Annotated in this window: 20 protein-coding genes; 10 read left to right on the top strand and 10 right to left on the bottom strand. The window is 65.0% G+C overall.

Annotated elements, in window-relative coordinates:
* The first annotated feature begins 66 nt into the window (after positions 1-66).
* The 8 genes from DENOEST_RS13550 (at position 67) to DENOEST_RS13515 (ending at position 7205) form a co-directional block, all read left to right on the top strand.
* Positions 67-918: an SDR family oxidoreductase gene (locus tag DENOEST_RS13550; RefSeq protein ID WP_145771020.1), complete on the top strand. Its 852-nt coding sequence runs from the start codon at positions 67-69 to the stop codon at positions 916-918.
* Positions 919-988: 70 nt separating this feature from the next.
* Complete coding sequence (minC, locus tag DENOEST_RS13545; RefSeq protein WP_145771021.1) at positions 989-1705, top strand: septum site-determining protein MinC; 717 nt, start codon at positions 989-991, stop codon at positions 1703-1705.
* Positions 1706-1832: 127 nt separating this feature from the next.
* Positions 1833-2648, top strand: a complete 816-nt coding sequence (gene minD / locus DENOEST_RS13540; protein WP_145771022.1) for a septum site-determining protein MinD — start codon at positions 1833-1835, stop codon at positions 2646-2648.
* Position 2649: 1 nt separating this feature from the next.
* Complete coding sequence (minE, locus tag DENOEST_RS13535) at positions 2650-2916, top strand: cell division topological specificity factor MinE (RefSeq protein ID WP_145771023.1); 267 nt, start codon at positions 2650-2652, stop codon at positions 2914-2916.
* A 194-nt stretch (positions 2917-3110) separates the two neighbouring features.
* Positions 3111-4091: a hydroxymethylbilane synthase gene (hemC, locus tag DENOEST_RS13530; protein ID WP_183148260.1), complete on the top strand. Its 981-nt coding sequence runs from the start codon at positions 3111-3113 to the stop codon at positions 4089-4091.
* Positions 4092-4094: 3 nt separating this feature from the next.
* A complete protein-coding gene (locus DENOEST_RS13525) occupies positions 4095-4946 on the top strand; it encodes a uroporphyrinogen-III synthase (protein ID WP_145771024.1) in 852 nt (283 codons plus the stop codon).
* A gap of 4 nt (positions 4947-4950) precedes the next feature.
* Positions 4951-6033, top strand: coding sequence for a uroporphyrinogen-III C-methyltransferase (locus DENOEST_RS13520; protein WP_170228221.1), 1083 nt, complete (start codon positions 4951-4953; stop codon positions 6031-6033).
* Complete coding sequence (locus DENOEST_RS13515) at positions 6033-7205, top strand: heme biosynthesis HemY N-terminal domain-containing protein (RefSeq protein ID WP_145771026.1); 1173 nt, start codon at positions 6033-6035, stop codon at positions 7203-7205. The genes DENOEST_RS13520 and DENOEST_RS13515 overlap by 1 nt, the downstream gene beginning before the upstream one ends.
* A 280-nt stretch (positions 7206-7485) precedes the next feature.
* Here the strand turns inward: DENOEST_RS13515 and hemF are convergent, their stop codons facing one another.
* The 6 genes from hemF to dusB all read right to left on the bottom strand — a co-directional run bounded on the left by hemF (position 7486) and on the right by dusB (position 14831).
* Positions 7486-8367, bottom strand: a complete 882-nt coding sequence (hemF, locus tag DENOEST_RS13510; RefSeq protein ID WP_145771027.1) for an oxygen-dependent coproporphyrinogen oxidase — start codon at positions 8365-8367, stop codon at positions 7486-7488.
* 230 nt (positions 8368-8597) lie between these two features.
* Positions 8598-10205: a sensor domain-containing diguanylate cyclase gene (locus tag DENOEST_RS13505; RefSeq protein ID WP_145771028.1), complete on the bottom strand. Its 1608-nt coding sequence runs from the start codon at positions 10203-10205 to the stop codon at positions 8598-8600.
* A gap of 28 nt (positions 10206-10233) precedes the next feature.
* On the bottom strand, positions 10234-11505 hold the full coding sequence (gene purD / locus DENOEST_RS13500) for a phosphoribosylamine--glycine ligase (RefSeq protein WP_145771029.1): 1272 nt from the start codon (positions 11503-11505) through the stop codon (positions 10234-10236).
* Positions 11506-11593: 88 nt separating this feature from the next.
* Complete coding sequence (gene purH, locus DENOEST_RS13495; RefSeq protein ID WP_145771030.1) at positions 11594-13189, bottom strand: bifunctional phosphoribosylaminoimidazolecarboxamide formyltransferase/IMP cyclohydrolase; 1596 nt, start codon at positions 13187-13189, stop codon at positions 11594-11596.
* A gap of 195 nt (positions 13190-13384) precedes the next feature.
* Entirely contained in the window at positions 13385-13615 is a 231-nt protein-coding gene (locus tag DENOEST_RS20225; protein WP_232096511.1) for a Fis family transcriptional regulator, read from the bottom strand.
* A 205-nt stretch (positions 13616-13820) separates the two neighbouring features.
* Complete coding sequence (dusB, locus tag DENOEST_RS13485) at positions 13821-14831, bottom strand: tRNA dihydrouridine synthase DusB (RefSeq protein ID WP_145771032.1); 1011 nt, start codon at positions 14829-14831, stop codon at positions 13821-13823.
* A gap of 302 nt (positions 14832-15133) precedes the next feature.
* Here dusB and DENOEST_RS13480 point away from each other — a divergent pair, with 302 nt between their 5' ends.
* Entirely contained in the window at positions 15134-16024 is an 891-nt protein-coding gene (locus tag DENOEST_RS13480) for an MOSC domain-containing protein (protein WP_145771033.1), read from the top strand.
* A gap of 32 nt (positions 16025-16056) precedes the next feature.
* Entirely contained in the window at positions 16057-16461 is a 405-nt protein-coding gene (locus tag DENOEST_RS13475; RefSeq protein WP_145771034.1) for a RidA family protein, read from the top strand.
* An 80-nt stretch (positions 16462-16541) separates the two neighbouring features.
* On the opposite strand, the gene DENOEST_RS13470 is transcribed toward DENOEST_RS13475, so the two are convergent.
* From DENOEST_RS13470 to DENOEST_RS13455, 4 genes are all read right to left on the bottom strand, one after another.
* Positions 16542-17687, bottom strand: a complete 1146-nt coding sequence (locus DENOEST_RS13470; protein WP_232096510.1) for an FAD-dependent monooxygenase — start codon at positions 17685-17687, stop codon at positions 16542-16544.
* Between the two features lie 4 nt (positions 17688-17691).
* The gene (gene pepP, locus DENOEST_RS13465) at positions 17692-19002 is read right to left on the bottom strand and encodes a Xaa-Pro aminopeptidase (protein WP_145771035.1); all 1311 of its coding nucleotides are present in this window, start codon (positions 19000-19002) and stop codon (positions 17692-17694) included.
* Between the two features lie 9 nt (positions 19003-19011).
* Entirely contained in the window at positions 19012-19698 is a 687-nt protein-coding gene (gene murU / locus DENOEST_RS13460) for an N-acetylmuramate alpha-1-phosphate uridylyltransferase MurU (protein ID WP_145771036.1), read from the bottom strand.
* Between the two features lie 144 nt (positions 19699-19842).
* Entirely contained in the window at positions 19843-20886 is a 1044-nt protein-coding gene (locus tag DENOEST_RS13455) for an aminoglycoside phosphotransferase family protein (RefSeq protein WP_145771037.1), read from the bottom strand.
* Between the last annotated feature and the right edge of the window lie 173 nt (positions 20887-21059).

The following is a 21059-nucleotide window of genomic DNA, read 5'->3' as shown; positions in this document are numbered from 1 at the left end:
GGTTGGCGCGCAGGTTCATAATGTTCCCACTTGCATGACCGAACATTCAACTTCCGAGGTGATCCGATGACTTCAGCCAATCCGTCCCTTCCCCTCGCGGGGCGAGCCTATCTTGTCACCGGCGGCGGTAGCGGTATCGGCCTGGCTTGCGCCACCCGCCTGGCGGCTGATGGCGCCGCCGTCACCATCTGTGGCCGGAGCACCGCTCGATTGGAGGAAGCAGTCCGCAAGATTCTTGCCGATGTCGGCTCGGGCGGTGATGTGCGCGCTGTTTCCGCCGACATCACCGTGGAGACCGATGTGCAACGGGCCGTGGCGGTAGCCATGGAGGCTACGGGGCGCCTGGACGGCTGTGTCGCCAATGCCGGGGGCGGCGGCGTGCCGGCGCCCTACCATGCCCAGGATTCGGTTGAGTTTCTGCGGGTGCTGCAACTCAATCTGTTGGGTACCATGCTATGTGTAAAGCATACTGTGGGCCCCATGATCGCTGCTGGTGGGGGCTCCTTTGTTGGCATGTCTTCCGTAGCCGGCATCCTCTCCCATCCTTATTTTGGTCCCTATCCGGTGGCCAAGGCCGGCATCGAAGCCATGATGCGCAATGCCGCCGACGAGTACGGTCGCTTCAAGCTGCGCTTCAATGCCATCCGCCCAGGCTTCATCAGCACCGAAATCATGGACGGCATCCCCCGGGATGGCGCGGTTTATCGCAGCTACCTGGAGAACACGCCGATGGCCGACGTGGGTCGCCCCGAGGATGTGGCCCATCTTGCCCGCTTCCTGCTGGGAGATGAGGCGAGATGGATCACCGGCCAGTGCATCGGCGTGGATGGGGGCCATTCCCTGCGCCGGGGACCGGACTTCAGTTCGACAGCGGAAATGATCCATGGCCCGGCCGTGATGGCGGGCGGCATGCCCTGATGGGGAACCATTGCTCGAAACCGGCTGGCCCGCTAGACTCCGCCGCCCGAGTCCCCTGAAATTTGCTGCCATGTCCGCCAAGCCCATCGAATTCAAGGGCACCTCCCTGTCGGTGGTGTCCGTCGTCCTCAATTCCTTGGATATTGCCATCCTGGACGGGGCGATCACGGCCATGCCGGGGGGCAAGCGGCGCTTTTTCGACGGCGATGCGGCGGTGCTGGATCTGTCCGCCGTGGCGACCCGGGACAGCGCCGACTGGCCGGCCCTGCTGGCCCTGTTGCGGGACTATGGCCTGCAACCGGTGGCGGTGGTGAATGGCGGCGCAGTCCTGGGCGCCCAGGCTGCCGCGGTCGGCCTGGTGACCCTGGGGGCTGGCGAACTGGCCCGACCCAGTCGCAAGCCGGCGGCGGAAAAGGCGCCGGCTCCCCCCCCGGTGGCCACCGCCATGCTGGTGGACAAGCCCCTGCGTTCTGGCCAGCGGCTCTACGCCCGGGGCACCGACCTGATCCTGACGGCCATGGTGTCCACCGGGGCGGAAGTGATCGCCGACGGCAGCATCCATGTCTATGCCCCCCTGCGGGGGCGAGCCCTGGCCGGAGCCAGCGGCGATGCCGGGGCACGAGTGTTCTGCACCTGCTTCGAGGCGGAACTGGTTTCCGTGGCCGGCATGTACCGCACCTTCGAGCAGGGGCTCCCGCCCCAACTGGCCAAAAAGCCCGTGCAGGTGCGCCTGAACCAGGGAGAAGGGCAGCAGACCCTGCTGATCGAGGCCCTTTCCCTGGGCTGAGTTTCCGCCGGTTCGAAGGCGACTTTCGCTTTCGGCACCGGATTCCCCCTTTTTTCCCCTCAAGGCGGCCCTGGCGCTCCCGCTAGAATCCGTGACTTGAAAATTTTCATTCGAGGGAGAGTCTTCCGTGACCCGAATCATCGTCGTGACCTCCGGCAAGGGAGGCGTGGGCAAGACCACCACCAGTGCCAGCATTTCCTCGGGGCTGGCCATGCGCGGCTTCAAGACCGCCGTGATCGATTTCGACGTGGGCCTGCGCAACCTGGACCTGATCATGGGCTGTGAGCGGCGCGTGGTCTATGACCTGATCAATGTGGTCAATGGCGAGGCCAACCTGACCCAGGCCCTGATCAAGGACAAGCACTGCGAGAACCTCTTCGTCCTGCCTGCCTCCCAGACGCGGGACAAGGACGCCCTGACCGAGGATGGTGTGGAAAAGGTGCTCAAGGATCTGGAGCACATGGGCTTCGAGTACATCGTCTGCGACAGCCCCGCCGGCATCGAGCGGGGCGCGGTGATGGCCCTGACCTTCGCCGACGAGGCCATCGTGGTGACCAATCCTGAAGTGTCCTCGGTACGGGACTCGGACCGCATCCTGGGCATCCTCCAGGCCAAGTCCCGCCGCGCCCAGGCCGGGGGCGAGCCAGTGAAGGAACATCTGCTGATCACCCGCTACTCCCCCAAGCGGGTGGAGGATGGGGAGATGCTGTCCTACAAGGACGTCCAGGAAATCCTGCGGGTGCCCATCCTGGGCGTCATTCCCGAATCGGAAAGCGTGCTCCACGCTTCCAACCAGGGCACGCCGGCGATCCATATCAAGGATTCCGACGTGGCCACCGCCTATCTGGACACCGTGGGCCGCTTCCTGGGCGAGGACACGCCCCTGCGCTTCGTGGATTACGAAAAGCCGGGCCTGTTCAAGCGTCTGTTCGGAGGCAAGTGACATGTCGCTTCTCGATCTTCTGTTTGGCAGCAAGCCGAAGTCCGCCAGCATGGCCAAGGAGCGGCTGCAACTGATCATCGCCCGGGAGCGCTCCGGCGAGAGCACCGCTCCAGACTTTCTGCCCCAGTTGCAGCAGGAGCTGATCCAGGTGATTTCCAAGTATGTCCGGGTCAATCCCAACGACATCAAGGTGTCCCTGGAGAAGCAGGACAACTACGAAGTGCTGGAGGTCAATATCGTCCTGCCCGAACCGGGCCGGGCAGGCTGAGGACCAAGGGGGTTCGCTTTGCGAACCCCGTGGGGAATTGGAGTGCCATCCCCCCAGCCCCCTTCCCGAGGAAGGGGGTGACTATGGTTCGCGGGCTGCGCCCGCTCCGTGTTGTGACTGCCTTGCCTTGGGTCGGCCCGCGCAGCCGGCCATGCTAGAATTCGCGCGGTTTTCGACGTCATTCAGGGCCATCCGTGAAACCCTCCGCCCCCATCGCACCGCCCCAGCGCATTGTCATCGCCACCCGTGAATCCCGCCTCGCCCTGTGGCAGGCGGAACATGTGCGGGATCTGCTGCGGGGCCTCTATCCTTCCTGTACCGTTGAGTTGCTGGGCATGACCACCCGGGGCGACCAGATCCTGGATCGTCCCCTGGCCAAGGTCGGTGGCAAGGGCCTGTTCGTCAAGGAACTGGAAACCGCCCTGCTGGACAGGAGCGCCGATATTGCCGTCCATTCCATGAAGGACGTTCCCATGGAAATGGGCGGGGACTTCTCCCTGGTGGCCATCGGCCCCCGGGAGGTGCCCCTGGATGCCTTCGTCTCCAACAAGTACGGCACCCTGGAGGATCTGCCGCCAGGCGCCGTGGTGGGCACCTCCAGCCTGCGTCGGGAAAGCCAGCTCCACGCCCGTTATCCCTATCTGGCAGTGACCAGCCTGCGCGGCAACCTGGATACCCGCCTGCGCAAGCTGGATGCCGGCGAGTACGATGCCATCATCCTGGCGGCGGCGGGCCTGACCCGGCTCGGTCTCAAGGACCGGATACGCTCCGTGCTGCCCGCCGAGGCCTCCCTGCCCGCCGCGGGGCAGGGTGCCCTGGGTATCGAGGCTCTGTCCAGCAGGTCGGAAGTGGCGGCCTGGCTGGCTCACTTGAACGATTCGGCCACTGCTGCCTGCGTCCGCGCCGAGCGGGCCGTGTCCCGTGCCCTGGCCGGCAGTTGCGAAGTGCCTCTGGGCGCCTATGCCGAACTGCGGGCAGGGCGACTCTGGCTGCGGGGCTTCGTCGCCCTGCCCGACGGTAGTCGCATGGCCCATGCCGAACTGGAAGGAGACACGGATCAGCCGGAAAGCCTGGGTCTGGCCCTGGCCGATGAACTGCGTGCACAGGGGGCAGAGCAGATACTGGCGGCCCTGGGGGATCACGCACCCCAGTTTGGCGTTCCCGGGAAGGTCTGATCCATGTTACTGGCCCGGCCCACTGCGGAGGCACCTCTCCAGGAGCGGGTCGGTGGTGGTAGTGCGACGCCTCGACAGGGACTGGCCGGTCGCCATATCGTCGTCACCCGCCCGGCGGGCCAGGCCGCCCATCTGGCCGAGGCCCTGGTGGCCCGGGGCGCACATCCGGTGCTGTTTCCAGTGCTGGCGATTGCGCCGCTGGCCGATCCGGGGCCCTTGCTGGAGGTGGCTCGGCTTCTGGATCAATTCGATCTGGCCGTCTTCGTCAGCCCCAATGCGGTGAACGGCGCCCTTTCCGTGATACTGCCCAGACGCTCCTGGCCCGAGGGCCTGACGGCGGCCACCGTGGGCAAGAGCAGCGAGGGCGAATTGGCGCGTTACGGCATTACCCAAGTAATCGCCCCCGAGGGCCGCTTCGACTCCGAGGCCCTGCTGGCACTGCCTCCCCTCCAGGCCATGGCCGGCAAGCGGGTAATCATCTTCCGGGGAAATGGTGGCCGCGAATTGCTGGGGGAGACCCTGATCGCCCGGGGCGCCCAGGTCGAATATGTCAGTTGCTACCAGCGCGGCAAGCCCGATCTGGACCCGGCGCCCCTGCTGAAACTCTGGTCCGATGACGTCCTGGACGCGATGACCGTGACCAGCAGCGAGGGTCTGCGCAATCTTCACGACATGGTGGGCAAACTGGGCCAGGCCTGGTTGCGCAAGACCCCCACCTTCGTACCCCATGCCCGTATCGCCGAACAGGCCCGGCAACTGGGCCTCAAGTCAGTGATTCTGACCGGCCCCGGCGACGACGGCCTTCTTGATGGACTCATGCAATACTTCGCCCGTGAACCCGAATACTCCCGCTGAAGGCATGTCCGCCCTGACCCATCGCCCGGTCCCGCGCCTAACGGCCCAACTGCGCCGGCCGCCGGTGCTGATCGCCACCATTGCCCTGGTCCTCCTGGGCTGGCAATGGGTCGAGACCCGCGCCCGGCTTTCCGGTCTGCAAACCGAAGTGGCCCGGCGCCTGGCTGATGGGGACAGTGTGGCCAAGGAAAGTCGTGTCCTGACCCGGCAGAACCAGGAAATGGTGGCAGCCCTCCAGGCCAAGGTGAGCGTGCTGGAGGCCCAGTTGATCGAGACCCAGAGCCAGCAAATGGCCCTGGAAACCATGTATCAGGAACTCTCCCGCAGCCGGGACGAGCGCCTCCTGGCCGAGGTCGAACAGACCCTGACCATTGCTGCCCAGCAATTGCAATTGGCAGGCAACGTGGAAGCCGCCCTGATCGCCCTGCAAGGGGCCGATGCTCGTCTGGCCCGAGCCAGCCAGCCCCAGTGGCTGGCCCTGCGCAAACTCATTACACGGGATATGGAGCGACTCAAGGCCCAGCCCGTGGCCGATATTTCAGGCATCGCGATGAAGCTGGAAAACCTGATCGCCCTGGTGGACAGCCTACCTTTTGCGTTCGAACAGCGGCCCCGGCCCCGTTCGCCGGGAAGCGAGAAAAAGAGCGGCGTCGCTGAACCCGCCTTCTGGCAGGAGTTGGTTGCCGATCTCTGGGCCGAGGTGCGGCAACTGGTGCGCATCGAACGGGTGGGCCGCAGCGACCCGGGCCTGCTCTCCCCCAGTCAGACCTTCTTCCTGCGGGAGAACCTCAAGCTGCGCCTGGCCAATGCCCGCCTGTCCCTGCTGTCACGGGATGCCCGTTCCTTCCGGGAAGACATGCGGCAAAGCCGGGAATGGCTGCAACAGTATTTTGATACCCGTGCCCGGCCAGTGGAGCATGCTCTGGGCACCGTCAAGGCTCTGGGGGTCGTGGATATTGCCCAGGATCTGCCCAGTCTCAACGAGACCCTCAACACCGTGCGCAACTTCAAGCTGCGCCGTGAGCGGGAGATCTCGCCGGCGCCCCGGGCCGCCGCGACCGGCGCAACTACCGACGGGACTCACTGATGCGTGTCCTGCTCTGGTTGATCGCCCTGGCCTTCCTGGCCGTGGGCCTTTCCCTTGCGGCCCGCTACAACGAAGGCTATGCACTGTTCGTGCTGCCCCCCTGGCGGGTCGAACTCTCTCTCAATCTGTTGCTGCTGCTGGCTCTGGGGGGTTTCCTCGCCCTGTACCTGCTGTTGCGGGCGGCCACCATGGTGCTGGGCCTGCCGGCCCGGGTGGCCGCCTTCCGCGCCAACCGGGCGCGGGTCCGGGGTGCGGCAGCAATCCAGGATGCCTGGCGCCTGCTGCTGGAAGGACGGTTTGGCCATGCATTGAAGAGCGCCGAACTCGCCTATGAAGCCGGTCAGTCGCCTGGCATGGCGGCCCTGATCGCCCAACTGGCGGCCCACAACATGGGCGACCTGGCCAGGAGCGAACAATGGCGGGAAAGGGTGGGTAGCCGCCCGGGGGATGCACTGCGCACTGCCCGCTTGATGGTGGATGCAACGATCGCCATCGAGGCGCGGAATTTCGATCAGGCCCGGCAGGCCCTGGATACCCTGGGCCGGGAAAAGGGGCGCCACATCGCGGCCCTGCGCCTCTCACTCAAGACCCAGCAGGGTCTGGGTAACTGGCGCGAAGCCCTGGTCTTGATCCGGCAACTGGAAAAACATCACGCCATGACCCCCGCCCAGGCCGAAGTGCTGCGCTTGCGTGCCCATCGGGAAAATCTGCGCACCCTGGGGGACGACCGGGATGGTCTGGTCCAATACCTGGCCCGAATCCCCGACACGGAACGGCGAGAACCACGCCTGGCCCTGGAAGGCGCCCGCCGTCTGATCGCCATCGGCGACTGCGTCGAGGCGGCGCGGCTGATCGAGGATGCCCTGGAGGAACAATGGGACTCGGCTTTGGTGAGCGCCTATGGCGAGTGCGAGGGAGGCGACGTGCTGCGGCGCATCTCGCATGCCGAGAAGTGGCTGCCGGCCCATCCCAGGGATGAGCGACTGCTTCTTACCCTGGGGCGGCTATGCCGTCGCCAGCAACTCTGGGGCAAGGCCCAGAGCTACCTGGAGGCTTCCCTTTCGGTTCAGCCCATGCGGGAAACCCATGTGGAGCTGGCACGCCTGCTGGGCTACCTGGAGCGGTCCGAGGAAGCCAACCGCCATTACCGGGCGGCGGCGGAGATGAATTAGGCTCGCCCCCCTTCGCCCCCCTCCGGGGGGTTCGATACGGCTCGCTTCGCTCGGATATTACGGGGCACTCCGTGGGGGCACCGAGGGGTTGCGGCTGGCGTCGCGTGCCGTTTTTCCTTGTCCCACAGGGATTTCCTTCGGTCAGGCCGGCCCGGCGGAAAAACTGCTTTTCGATGGCCATGAAAACGTTCGCCCCCCTTCGCCCTCCGGGGGATTCAGTACGGCTCGCACTGCTCGATATTACGGGGCACTCCGTGGCAGCACCGATGGGTAGCCCCGCCTAGACCCAGTCCCGGGGCCGCAGGAAGTCCGTGTAGAGCCGGGCCTCTTCCGTGCCCGGTTGCGGATGCCAGTCGTAGCGCCACTTCACCAGCGGAGGCAGGGACATCAGGATGGATTCGGTGCGTCCGCCCGATTGCAGGCCGAACAGGGTGCCCCGGTCCCAGACCAGGTTGAACTCCACGTAGCGTCCGCGCCGGTAGGCCTGGAAGTCCCGCTCCCGCTCCCCATAGGTCATTTCCCGGCGGCGCTCCAGGATGGGCAGGTAGGCGGGCAGGAAGGCATCGCCCACGGCCCGGGTGAGGCCAAAGCAGCGGTCGAAGCTGCCCTCGTTGAGATCGTCGAAGAACACGCCGCCGATGCCCCGGGGTTCATTGCGGTGCTTGAGGAAGAAGTAGTCGTCGCACCACTTCTTGTAACGGGGATGAACATCGGCGCCGAAGGGGGCCAGGGCGTCTCGGCAGATACGGTGAAAATGCACCGCATCCTCCTCGAAGCCGTAGTAGGGCGTCAGGTCCATGCCGCCGCCGAACCACCAGACGGGTTCCTCTCCTTCCGCCGTGGCGATGAAGCAGCGCACGTTGGCATGACTGGTGGGGCAATAGGGGTTGCGCGGATGGAGCACCAGGGAGACGCCCAGGGCCTCGAACTTTCGCCCCGCCAGTTCCGGCCGGTGGGCCGTAGCGGAGGCGGGCATTTTGTCGCCGGTGACATGGGAAAAGTTAACCCCGCCTCGCTCGAAGAACTCACCTTCCTCGATGACGCAGGATGTTCCCCGGCCCCAGGCATCGCGCCTGAATTTCTGGCCGTCAAAAACCTCCAGGGTGGAAACAATGCGTTCCTGGAGACCGGTGAAATAGTTTTTTAGCAGTTGGCTGTTCATGGAGATTTAGCATGAAAAACTGTGCCGGAATCGAGGGCAACCGTCGAGCGTAGCGAGCCGATGAGTAGCCCCGCCCCGGGGAGGGGGCATAAGCGGGGTTGAGCGAAGCACTGCTTCGCGCCGCCGAAGCCGGCTGGCTGTGCAAAGCCGGCTGTGGAACGGGGGTAGGGGGCGTTCAATTTGCCTTTGCGCATTTTCATTCTCGGGGGTGGTGCTGGCGACTATGCGCGTTAGGTTGCAGGGAAGGGTGCGATGCGGTAGCCGTTGCGGCCGCCCCGCTTGGCATCGTACATGGCGGCGTCAGCGTGGGCGAGCAGGGAGTCGGTATTGTCAGCATGGTCCGGATAGAGGGCGATACCGATGCTGGCGCCGATCTTCAGTTGCAGTTTTCCCACCCGCATGGGGGCCGAGAGTACTTCAATACATTTTTCTGCGACCCCTGCCGCACTGGTGATATCGGTGATGTCGGTGAGTAGGATGATGAATTCGTCGCCGCCGAAACGGGCCACCATGTCGGCCTTGCGCACCTTGTCCTGCAGGCGTTGCGCCACCAGGCGCAGTACCTGGTCGCCGATGTCATGGCCGTGATCGTCATTGACCGGCTTGAAGTCATCCAGGTCCAGAAACAGCAGGGCCAGGTGGTTGCCCTGGCGCCGGGCCAGGGCGATACTCTGGCTCAGTCGTTCATGGAAGGCGGCACGATTGGGCAGGGCCGTGAGGGGGTCGTGGTGGGCGATGCGGGCGAGAGTGGCTTCCCGTTCCCGCAACTTGCCCAAGAGCAGGTTGAACCCGGAAGCCAGTTCTCCCACTTCGTCGTTGCGGACCACGGGCAATGAACGCAGGGGAGTGATGCCCTCGGCCATGCTGCGAACCTGTCGCGCCGCGTGGGCCAGGGGACGGAACAACCAGCCCAGGATGAGCAGGGACGCTATGGTGACCACAGCGCCGATCACCAATGTGTTGCGCAGCAGAAAACCGTACAGGTGTTCCAGCGGGCGAAAGGCTTCCCGGGTCGGCGTGCGGGCCACCAGGAACCAGTCGGTGCTGGGAACGCTGGCGATGGAGGAGAGTTCCTCGACGCCCTGGGCATTGATGGTGATGCCGCTGCCCCGATAGCCGGCCATGGCTTGATCGTGGAGGCGGTTGATGCCGGGGGGCGGGGTGGGCCGGAGCGCCATGGCCGGATCGGAGGCCATGACGAAAATCCTATCCTTCGGGGAAATGAGCAGAAAACCGCCGCTTTCTCCCACCCGGTTGTTCTGCACCAGATCCAGGAAACCCGGTGCGTTGAGGGTGGTGACACCTGCCAGAACGCCGAGTAGTTGTCCCCGCGCATCCTTGATTGGCGCCGCCATGACGATACCCGGCCGGTGAGTGGAGCGCCCGATGGTGGGTGCGCCCATGGCGCTTGTGCCGGAATTGCGTATCGCCAGAAACCAGTCCCGGTCGGCGTAGGAGGTGCCGCGACGTCCCGGTAGCGAGGGATAGTCGGTGGTGGCGATGCCCGCGGGGCTCACCACGATCAGGCCGGCGGAAAACAGCGATTGGCTGTCGTGGCGCGCGGCCAGCCAGGCCGCCAGGGCATCGGACTGCTGCAACAGGTTCTGGGGCAGTTGTTCCGCCAGACGGCGCACCAGTTCCTGGCGGGTTCTCAGCTTGGCGTCGATATCCTGGGCCACGTAGGTGGCCAGGGACAGTTGCTGGGCGGAGACCAGCTGTTGCAGTTCGTCGCGCATGAAGTCCGTCATGATGACGACGCGGATCGCCAGGCCCACCAGCACCAGCGCCAGGGCAAAGACGATCAGGCGTGTTTTCAGGCTGATGAAAACACGCCCCATGGGGATATCTTCCGAATCTCCGGGGGGCTCAGCGCCGGATGGCACGATGCCCGATGTCCCGGCGGAACTGCATGCCGTCGAAGCGAATCTGCTCGGCCAGCTCATAGGCCCGGTTCTGGGCCAGTCTGATGGTGTCCCCCAGGGCGGTGGCGCAGAGCACCCGGCCGCCGCTGGTGAGCACCTGGTCATCGCTCATGGCGGTGCCGGCGTGGAATACATGGGCCTCCTCGACGGGGCGCTTCGGCAGGCCATGGATGGCATCACCCTTCCTTGGGTTGTCCGGGTAACCACCGGCGGCCAGCACCACACCCAGGGCCACGCGGCGATCCCACTCGGCTTCCACCTGATCGAGGCGGCCATCGATGCCGGCGTCGATCAGATCCACGAAGTCGCTCTTCAGCCGCATCATGATGGGCTGGGTCTCCGGATCGCCGAAGCGACAGTTGAATTCCAGCACCTTGAGGGAGCCGTCCGGCTTGATCATCAACCCGGCGTAAAGGAAGCCAGTGTAGAGGATGCCATCGGCTTCCATGCCCCGGATCGTCGGCATGATCACCTCCCGCATCACCCGGGCGTGGATGTCGGGCGTAACCACGGGGGCCGGGGAGTAGGCCCCCATGCCTCCGGTGTTGGGGCCGGCATCGCCGTCCAGCAGGCGCTTGTGGTCCTGGCTGGTGGCCATGGCCAGGGCGTGGCGGCCGTCGGCCATGACGATGAAGCTGGCCTCCTCACCGTCGAGGAATTCCTCGATCACCACTCGGGCACCGGCGTCCCCCAGCTTGTTGCCGGAAAGCATGTCGTCGATGGCGCCGTGGGCTTCCTCCAGACTCATCGCCACCACCACGCCCTTGCCGGCGGCCAGGCCATCGGCCTTGATGACAATGGGCGCCCCTTCGGCGTCCACATAGGCGTGGGCGGCTTCGGCATTGCTGAAGGTCTGGAATTGGGCGGTGGGAATGCCGTGGCGGGCCATGAACTGCTTGGCGAAATCCTTTGAGGATTCCAGTTGTGCCGCCAGCCGGCTGGGGCCGAAGATGCGCAGATCGGCAGCGCGGAAGGCATCCACCACGCCGGCCGCCAGGGGCGCCTCGGGACCCACCACGGTGGCATGGATGCCTTCCCTGCGGGCAAAGTCCACCAGGTCGTGAATGGCCGTCAGCGGCAGATTCTCTATGCCTTCCTCGCGGGCCGTGCCGGCATTGCCGGGGGCGACGAAAATCTTCTGTACCCTGGGCGATTTCGCCAGGCGCCAGGCCAGGGCGTGTTCACGGCCGCCGGAACCGATGACGAGGAGTTTCATAAATATCCTTTAAGCACGGCGGGCACGGCAACGCGGCGGAAAACCCGGCGCAAGGAACTCGCCTCGCCGCGTCGTTGTGCTTGATCAATCAATGCCTGAAATGGCGGAATCCTGTGAATACCATGGCCACGCCCTGCTCGTCGGCGGCGGCGATCACTTCGGCGTCCCGCACCGAGCCGCCGGGCTGGATCACGGCGGTGGCACCGGCCTGGGCCAGCACGTCGAGACCGTCGCGGAAGGGGAAGAATGCATCCGAGGCCACCACCGAGCCCTTCACCGTCAGCTTGGCGTTCTCGGCCTTGATGGCGGCGATACGGGCGGAATCCACCCGGCTCATTTGACCGGCACCCACGCCCACGGTCATGCCATCCTTGCAATAGACGATGGCGTTGGACTTGACATACTTGGCCACATTCCAGGCGAACAGCAGGTCGCGCATTTCCGCCTCGGTGGGCACCCGCTTGCTCACCACCTTGATGTCGGACTGGGCGATGCGGGCCTCGTCGGCGCTCTGCACCAGAAGACCGCCGCCCACCCGCTTGTAGTCGAAGGCGCCGGCGCATTTTCCACCTGGGTGGCCCAGGGGTACGATCAGCACACGCAGATTCTGCTTGGCGGCGAAGACGGCCCGGGCTTCCTCGGTGATTTCCGGGGCGATGATCACCTCGGCGAACTGGCCCGCCACGGCTTCCGCTGCCGCCTGGTCGATGGCGCAGTTGAAGGCGATGATGCCGCCGAAGGCCGAAGTGGGATCGGTGGAAAAGGCCTTGCGGTAGGCTTCGGAGGCAGAGGCGCCCAGGGCTACGCCGCAGGGGTTGGCATGCTTGACGATGACGCAGGTCGCGAGTCCGGCAGCCGCGTCGAAGGCCTTGACGCATTCCCAGGCGGCATCGGCATCGGCGATGTTGTTGTAGGACAGTTCCTTGCCCTGGAGTTGCCGGTAACTGGCGATGCTGCCGGGTACCGCCACTGTCTCCCGGTAGAAGGCGGCCTGCTGATGGGGGTTCTCGCCGTAGCGAAGGGTCTCCACCTTGTCGAAGGCCAGTTGCAGGGCGTCGGGGAAGGGGCCAGGCTTGTTGTCGGCATCCAGGCCGGTGAGCCAGTTGGCGATGGCGGAGTCGTAGCGGGCAGTATGGGTGAAGGCCTTCTTGGCCAGTTCGAAGCGGGTGCGGTAGGAGAGGGCGCCGTCGTTACTTTGCAGCTCTTCGATGATCTGGCCATAGTCTTCCGGATCGGTGACGATGCCCACGCCGCCCTGTTCGTTGCCGTGGTTCTTGGCCGCGGCCCGGACCATGGTGGGGCCGCCGATGTCGATGTTCTCGATGGCGTCTTCCAGGGTGCAGCCGGGCTTGGCCACGGTCTCCCGGAAGGGATAGAGGTTCACCACCACCAGATCGATGGCGGGAATGTCGTGCCGCTCCATGGTCTGGCGATGCTCCGCCAGATCGCGCCGACCCAGGATGCCGCCGTGGACCTTGGGATGCAGGGTCTTGACCCGCCCATCGAGCATTTCGGGGAAGCCGGTGTAATCCGATACATCGGTGACCGGCAGGCCGGCGTCCCGCAACAGTTTGGCGGTGCCGCCGGTGGACAGCAGCTTGACGCCGAGTTGATGGAGGGCGCGGGCGAAATCCACGGTGCCGCGTTTTTCGGAAACGCTGATCAGGGCTTGGGTAACTTTCATGGTCGGATGGAGTTGGCGTGAAATAGCAAATTGAAACGGCAGGTCAGATGTTCGAGCGCAGCGAGCCAAAATAGTCGCCTCCCCCGCGAGGGGGAGGAAGGGAGGGAGCGGGTCTTCCTGCTGCTTTCCCAGTCAGCTGGCAATGTCCTTTATCGAAGCCTCTCATGTTGGTTGTTGGTTTCCAGCTTGGCCGGCTTAGAGCAGATCGTGTTCGGTGAGCTTGCGGCGCAGGGTATTGCGGTTGATGCCGAGAATCTCGGCGGCCGCGCTCTGGTTGCCGTTGGCCTGTTTCATGACCACTTCCAGCATCGGCCTTTCCACAGTGCGGATCACCATTTCATAGACCGCGTGGGGCTCCTGGCCGTCCAGGTCGCGGAAGTAGCGGTTGAGAGACTTGCGTACGCAGTCGGATAATTCGGCGCTCACTGGACTACCCTCCCCCCGATCCCCTCCCCGAGAGAGGGGGTGACGACGGTTCGCCGCTGCGCGGCTCCGGGTTGTGGCATGCGCCCCTTCGGGCGGCCATGCGGGGCGCTCACTGGACAACCCTCCCCCCAGCCCCCTTCCCGGGGAAGGGTGTGACGAATATTCGCGGGCTGCGCCCGCTCCGGGTGGTGGCTGGCGGCAGGATTCATGCGGCGATCGCCTCCTCATAGCAAAGTTGATCGTTGGCGGCGGCCTGGGCGAGGAAGAATTCGTCCGTCGCCGCCAGTTGTTCTTCCACCGTGGCCAGTTGATTCATGGCGTGGCGGAAGTGGGATGAGCCCACCAGACCCTTGGTGTACCAGCCGATGTGCTTGCGGGCAATGCGGGCGCCGGTTTCCTCGCCATAGAAGGCGTAGAGGTCGGACAGGTGGCCTCTCAGTATCCGGTGAATCTCGGCCACACGGGGCGGGGGCAGGATTTCGCCGGTCTTCAGGTAGTGATCGATCTCCCGGAACAGCCAGGGCCGGCCCTGGGCGGCTCGGCCTATCATCAGGCCATCGGCGCCAGTGGCATCCAGCACGAGCTTGGCCTTCTGGGGCGTGGTGATGTCGCCGTTGGCGATGACCGGAATTTTTACCAGGGTCTTCACCAGGGCAATGGTGTCGTATTCGGCCGAGCCGGTGTACTGGTCGGCCCGGGTCCGGCCATGGATGGCGATGGCGCGCACCCCTGCATTTTCGGCGATGCGGGCGATGGCCGGGGCGTTCTTGTTCTCTCGGTTCCAGCCGGTACGGAACTTCAGGGTCACCGGCGTGTTGCCGGCGGCGGCCACCACGGCGTCGAGGATACGCCCCACCAGGGCCTCGTCCTGCATCAGGGCGGAGCCGGCCATGACGTTGCAGACCTTCTTGGCCGGACAGCCCATGTTGATGTCCACGATCTGGGCGCCGTTATCCACGTTGTAGCGGGCTGCCTGGGCCATCATGGCTGGATCGGCGCCGGCGATCTGCACCGAGATCGGTTCCACCTCTCCATCGTGATTGGCCCGGCGCCGGGTCTTGGCGCTGCCGTAAAGCAGGGAATTGGAAGTCACCATCTCGGATACGGCCAGCCCGGCGCCCAGTTGCTTGCACAACTGGCGGAAGGGACGGTCCGTCACCCCGGCCATGGGCGCGACAAATAGATTGTTTCGCAGCGAGAAACCGAGAAAGTCCATGGCGTCTGGGGAATGGGTAAAACCGGAGGAAGGCGCGAATTCTACTCGTTTGATTAAATTTTGTGCAATGGAGCCGGCGGGAAATCGAGACTTTGGCCATGCCCAGCGGTGCTGGCGGCTACACTCAGCCTGCTGAGAACGCTGTCGGAAATTTCCCCGGATGATTGGCGTTCTGCTTGTCATCCACTGGCATAATCCAGCAAAAAAATTAAGAACCCATATGGCAAGGCGCGTCGAAGGCAGTGAATTTGCCGATGCTGCTTGGGCCTTGGGTCCCGGATTCGATCTTATAGGGGGAGAGGATGATACTTGGTCATCTGAAGGAGATATGGCGCTATCCGGTCAAGAGCATGGGCGGAGAGGCAATCGACTCCACCCTCCTTACGTCTCTTGGTATCCCCGGTGATCGTTGCTGGGCAGTCATCGATACGGAAAAGCGAGAGATCCGCAATGCAAAGAAATGGCCGGCTCTGCTGCAGTACCGCGCACGGCATCTGCCCGGCGCCGTACTGGCGGCTGACTGTTACGACGCCGACGTCCCCGATGTATTGATCGAGACACCCCAAGGCGCACAGCTCAGTGCCCGAGATCCCGGGACCGGCACCCTGCTCGGCGAGTCCCTGGGCAGGCTGCTGCGGCTTGCCCCTCGGGCGCATCCTTCCGATCGAGAGCACTATCGCCTGGCATCGGCTCCCACGGTTGAAGAGTTCAGTCAAGCCATGGCGCTGCAAGCGGGGGAGGCTGCTCCTGATTTCTCGGAAGCGCCGCCTGATCTGCTGGCTCTCCTCAAAGAATATGCGACGCCGCCCGGTGCCTACTTTGACGCCTTTCCCCTGCATCTATTGACCACCGACTCGCTTGCCCATCTGGCAGGACACACCGAGTCGGAGGCCGCTGTGCAGCGTTTCAGGCCAAACCTGCTGGTCGAGGCGACCGGGGTCGCCGCACTGACCGAAAACGGGTGGGTCGGCGCCCGTATCCGGATCGGAGAGGCCGTGCTGCGTGTCGATAGCCGTACCGTACGTTGCGGAATGACTATCCGCGCTCAGCCCTGGTGTGGTGTGACAGAACAGAAGGGGCTGATGCGCAGCCTGGTGGACCACTGTGAGCGTTGCCTGGGTGTCAATATCGTCGTCGAGCGGGCCGGTCGCATTTCGGTCGGTTGTCCGCTGACACTGTTGGAACCGGAATAGTCACTCCACCGCAGACTACGAAAGGATCATCCATGCCCAAGCAGCACATCAATCCCGATACCCTGATGAAGATGCCCAGTTACTCGCAAGTGGTCGTCGCCTCCGGCAGCCGAACGGTATACGTGGCCGGCCAAGGCGCTTTTGACAACCAGATGCGCCTCGTGGGTGAGGGGGATTATTACGCGCAGACCGTCAAGGCTTTCCAGAATCTCGTCACTGCGTTGGAAGCCGGCGGAGCGAAGCTTTCGGACGTTGTCAGTAGCGTGATGTACGTCAAGCACCTGACCCCGGAAGCCCTGGAACAATTCTCCCGCGCCACGAGCGTCGCATTGGGTGGCAAGGCTTTTCCGCCCAATGCTTCGACCATGGTTGGCGTGCAGGCCTTGGGGCATCCGGACATGCTCGTGGAAATCTCCGCAGTGGCGGTGATCGACTAACCCTGTCAAGGCTATCAGGGGGCTGCTGGCATTGGGCGAGGGACTCCTCGACTATCGGGGGGCGAGCCCCGGCTAATCCATCACCAGGCTCTCGCGCCCCAGATCATTCGTCGGGCGACAAAATGACGCAGCGGGGGCAGCAGATCCAGGGCCAGCAGACCGGCACCCCGCAGATGCTGGAGCAGGAAGTGGTCGTTGCTGAACAGGCGCACCAGACTGTCGGTGAAGCCGATGGTGCTGCCCCGATCCATCCGGCGCCGGGCGGCATAGGCGGCTAGCTGGCCGCTCTTTCCCGGATCGTCCGCGTCGCCCAGGCTGCGGGCCAGGTCGCGGATGTCGCGCAGGGCCAGGTTGAAGCCCTGGCCCGCCACCGGGTGCAGGGTCTGGGCGGCGTTGCCAAGCCAGACCTGGCGGGGCCCAACGATGGTCTTGCGATAGCGCAGGCCGAGGGGGAATACGTGGCGGGGGCTCGCTGCCGCAAAGCTCAGACGGCTGCCGAAATGGGCCTGGAGCCGTGCCAGGAAGGTGTCCTCGTCCAGGGCTGCCAGTTGCGTTGCCTGTTCCGGATCGCAGGTGTAGACCACCGCCAGATCCCGGCCGTCGTTGCCGGCCAGGGGCAGCAGGGCCAGGGGGCCGTCGGGGGTGAAGCGTTCCCAGGCCCTGCCACCGTGGGGCGTGGTTGCCGTGGCGGTGAAAATCAGCGCATGTTGTCCATAGTCCCGATGATTGGCTTCCGCCTGCGTGCCGATGGCACCTTCGGCGTAGGCCAGCAGGGCGGACTGGTGCAGTGTGGCACCGACGCGGAAGCTCACTTGCGGGTTATCCGCCCGGACATCCTCGATCCGGCTGTGCTCGTGGTAGGGGATGTTGGCCCTGGCGACGGCTTGGTCCAGGGCCGCGATCAGGCTGGCGGCGCTGAGCACATAGCCCAGGGCCGGCACGCCGATCTCCTCGGCCCGGATCAGGGTCCGCCCCAGGCCGCCGCGCTGGGAGATGTGGATGGTCCTGATGGGCGTCGACTCGATGGCCTCCCAGGCGCCCAGCCATTCCAGAGTCTGGCGGGAGCCGTGGGACAGGGCCAGGATGCGTTGGTCCGCCAGACCCGCACCCCGCGCACGGGCATCGAAAATCCCCGCCTGCTGGCCGTGACGATGCAGGGCCAGGGCCAGGGCCATGCCGGCGGGCCCTCCGCCCACCACGGCGATGCCGTTCTCTTCACTATTCACGGTGCTAGCCTTGGCGCCCTGACTGCATCAGGGCTTCGATCTCGGCGATGGTGACGGGCACGCCCCGGGTGATCAGTTCGCAGCCGGTTTCCGTGACCAGGGCGTCGTCCTCGATGCGCACGCCGATGTTCCAGTAGGCTTCAGGCACGTCTTCGGCGGGGCGGATGTAGCAGCCGGGCTCCACGGTCAGAACCATGCCGGGCGCGAGAATCTTCCAGTCGTCCCCTTCCTTGTATTCGCCCACATCATGCACGTCCAGGCCCAGCCAGTGGCTGGTGCGGTGCATGTAGAAGCGCTTGTAGCTTTCCTTTTCCAGCACTTCCTCCAGGGTGCCCGACAGCAGTCCCAGATCGAGCAGGCCCTGGGCCAGCATCTTTACGGCGGCATCATGGGGCTGGTGGAAGCGGGCGCCGGGGCGGATCACGGCAACGGCCGCTTCCTGGGCGTTCAGCACCAGTTGGTAGATATCCGCCTGGGGGCCGGAGTAGCGGCCGTTGGCGGGAAAGGTCCGGGTGATGTCGGCGGCGTAGCCGTCCAGTTCGCAGCCGGCGTCGATCAGGATCAGCTCACCGTTCTCTACCTGACGATCGTTGTTTACATAGTGCAGGACGCAGGCGTTGGCGCCGGCGGCGACGATGGAGCCATAGGCGGGAGACTGGCTGCCCCGGCAGCGGAATTCGTGCAGCAGCTCGGCCTCGATCTCGTATTCGTAACGGCCGGGAGCGCTGAGTTTCATGGCCCGGATGTGGGCGTCGGCGCTGATGGCGGTAGCCCGTCGCATCAGCGCGATTTCCTGGTCGTCCTTGATCAGGCGCATCTCGTCCAGCAGGGCGCGCACATCATGGATTGCCGTGGGCGCCCGCTTGCCGGACCGGCTCTGGGCCCGTACCCCGTTCAGGGCGGCGGTGATGCGGGCATCCCATTCGCTGTCGTGGCCCAGGGAGTACCAGAGCGCGGGTTGATCGGCCAGCAGTTCCGGCAGTTTCTTTTCCAGATCGGCGAAGGCATGGGCCTCGTCGAAGCCGAACTGTTCCCGGGCTCCCGCGGGGCCGTAACGGAAGCCATCCCAGATTTCCTTGTCCAGGTCCTTCTCTCGACAGAACAGCAGGCTGCGGGGTGTTTCCCCGGCGATCAGCACCAGCACCGCCTCCGGCTCGGGGAAGCCGGAGAGGTAATGGAAATAGCTGTCGGCCCGGTAGGGATAGTGGGCGTCCCGGTTGCGGATTTTTTCCGAGGCGGTTGGGATCAGGGCAATGCCCGCGCCCATGCGGGCTAGGAGCCGGTCGCGGCGGTTCTTGAAGGGGGTGATGTCCATGGAGGCAGCTTAGCAGTTCAGTTCACGATTCAGGTCGGCCAGGCGCCGGGGGGTGCCCACGTCTTCCCAGCGGCCGTCGTAACGCTGGCCGGAGACCCGTTGGTCGGCAATAGCCTGGCGCAGCAGGGGGGCCAGCTTCGCCGGCAGACCCGGCGCCAGGGACCCAAAAAGGCTGGGGCGGTAGAGGCCGATACCGGAAAAGGTGAGGCGAGGGGTATCAGGGGTGGCCGGAGCGAAGACGCGGCCGTCTGCCCCGAGGGCGAAGTCGCCGATCGGATGCTGGGGTGGGTTGGGCACCAGCAGCAGATGGGCTAGGTTCCCAGTGGCGAGGCCAGGCAGGGTGGCGAAATCGTAGTCGCACCAGATGTCGCCATTGACCACCAGGAAGCATTCATCGTCCTGGGTCAGCAAGGGCAGGGCCTGGGCGATGCCACCGGCTGTTTCCAGGGCGCCTGGCGGTTCCGGCGAGTAGGCGATGGACAGGCCGAAGGCCGCACCGTTGCCCAGGGCCTGTTCGATTTGTTTCCCCAGGTGGGCATGATTGATCACCACCTCCCGGAAACCCGCCGCCGCCAGTCGCTCCAGATGCCAGACGATCAGAGGCTTGCCGCCCACGGCGAGCAGGGGTTTGGGGGTGGCATCGGTCAATGGCCGCATTCTTTCGCCGCGGCCGGCGGCTAATATCATGGCTTTCATGGTGATGACGGGTGTGCGGTTTGCTGTCTGCGGCCATAGACCGATGCCACCCCTGCGGGGGAAATACAGGCCCCCCACCCTCCGGCTCCCGCCCCGGGGCGGGAGTGACGGGATTTGAGTCCGCGCTGGGCGCGGACTGGGGGATTAGTCCCCACTGCGGACACCGAGGGTTTTCTTGTCCATGGTCTGGCCCAGGACGGTGACCTTGCCTTCCAGTTGGTCCAGGAGTTTTCGCAGCGGGTTCAGTTCGTCGTAGCGCTCCACGGCCCGGCGCAGGTATTTGGCCACCAGGGGCATGTCCTTCAGGTAGCCGTCCTTGCCGTCCCGGTGGCAGAGGCGGGCGAAGATGCCCAGGACCTTGAGGTGGCGCTGCACGCCCATCCATTCGTAGTCCCGGTGGAACTCGGCGAAATCGGGGCGCACCGGCAGGCCGGCTTTTTTCGCCCGTTCCCAGTAGCGCACCAGCCAGTCCAGGGCGACTTCCTCGTCCCAGTCCACATAGGCATCCTTCAGCAGGGACACCAGGTCGTAGCTGATGGGGCCATGGACGGCGTCCTGGAAGTCGATGATGCCGGGGTTGGCCGCGCCCTCCATCAGCATCAGGTTGCGCGAGTGGTAGTCCCGATGGACGAAGACACGGGGCTCGGCCAGGTTGACGGCGAGGATCTGCTCGAACACTTTGCTCAGGGCCTGGCGTTGGCTGTCGTCCAGGGTCAGGTTCAGGTGGCGGCCGATATACCAGTCGGGGAACAGGTCCAGTTCCCGTTGCAGCAGTGCCCGGTCGTAGTCGGGCAGGCAACCGGGCCGGCTGGCGGCCTGGATTTTGATCAGGGCGTCGATGGCATCCAGGTAGTCGCCGGGTATGGCGGCCACCCGCTCGGGAGTGAGGGCCGCCAGATAGGTGGTGTTGCCCAGGTCCGAGAGCAGCAGGAACCCCTGGTCCAGGTTCGTGGCCAGCACGTCGGGAACATGGACGCCGGCCTCGTGGAACAGTTGCTGTACCTTCAGCCAGGGACCTACGTCCTCGTGGCTGGGGGGCGCGTCCATGACAATCAGGCTGTCGCCGCCGGCCCGGCTGGCGCGGAAATAGCGGCGGAAACTGGCGTCCGCTGATGCCGGGGCCAGGGTGAAGGAAGTGCCCGGCCAGAGGCCGGACAACCAGGTTTCGATGCGTTGGAGCCGCTCCATGGGGGATGCCGAAGGCTGAGTCAACGTGGAAAAGTCGCGCCGGAGCCGAGTGCAATCATCGAGCGCAGCGAGCCGATGGGTAGCCCCGCCCCGGGGCGGGGATGGGAGTGGGGGGCGTTCAATTTGCCTTTGCGCATTTTCATCCTCGGGGGTGGTCCTGGCGACCATGTGCG

This window comes from Denitratisoma oestradiolicum, assembly GCF_902813185.1.
Classification (GTDB): Bacteria; Pseudomonadota; Gammaproteobacteria; order Burkholderiales; family Rhodocyclaceae; genus Denitratisoma; species Denitratisoma oestradiolicum.
Note: the sequence above shows the minus strand (reverse complement) of the source record. Positions and strands in the feature narration are given on the sequence as shown.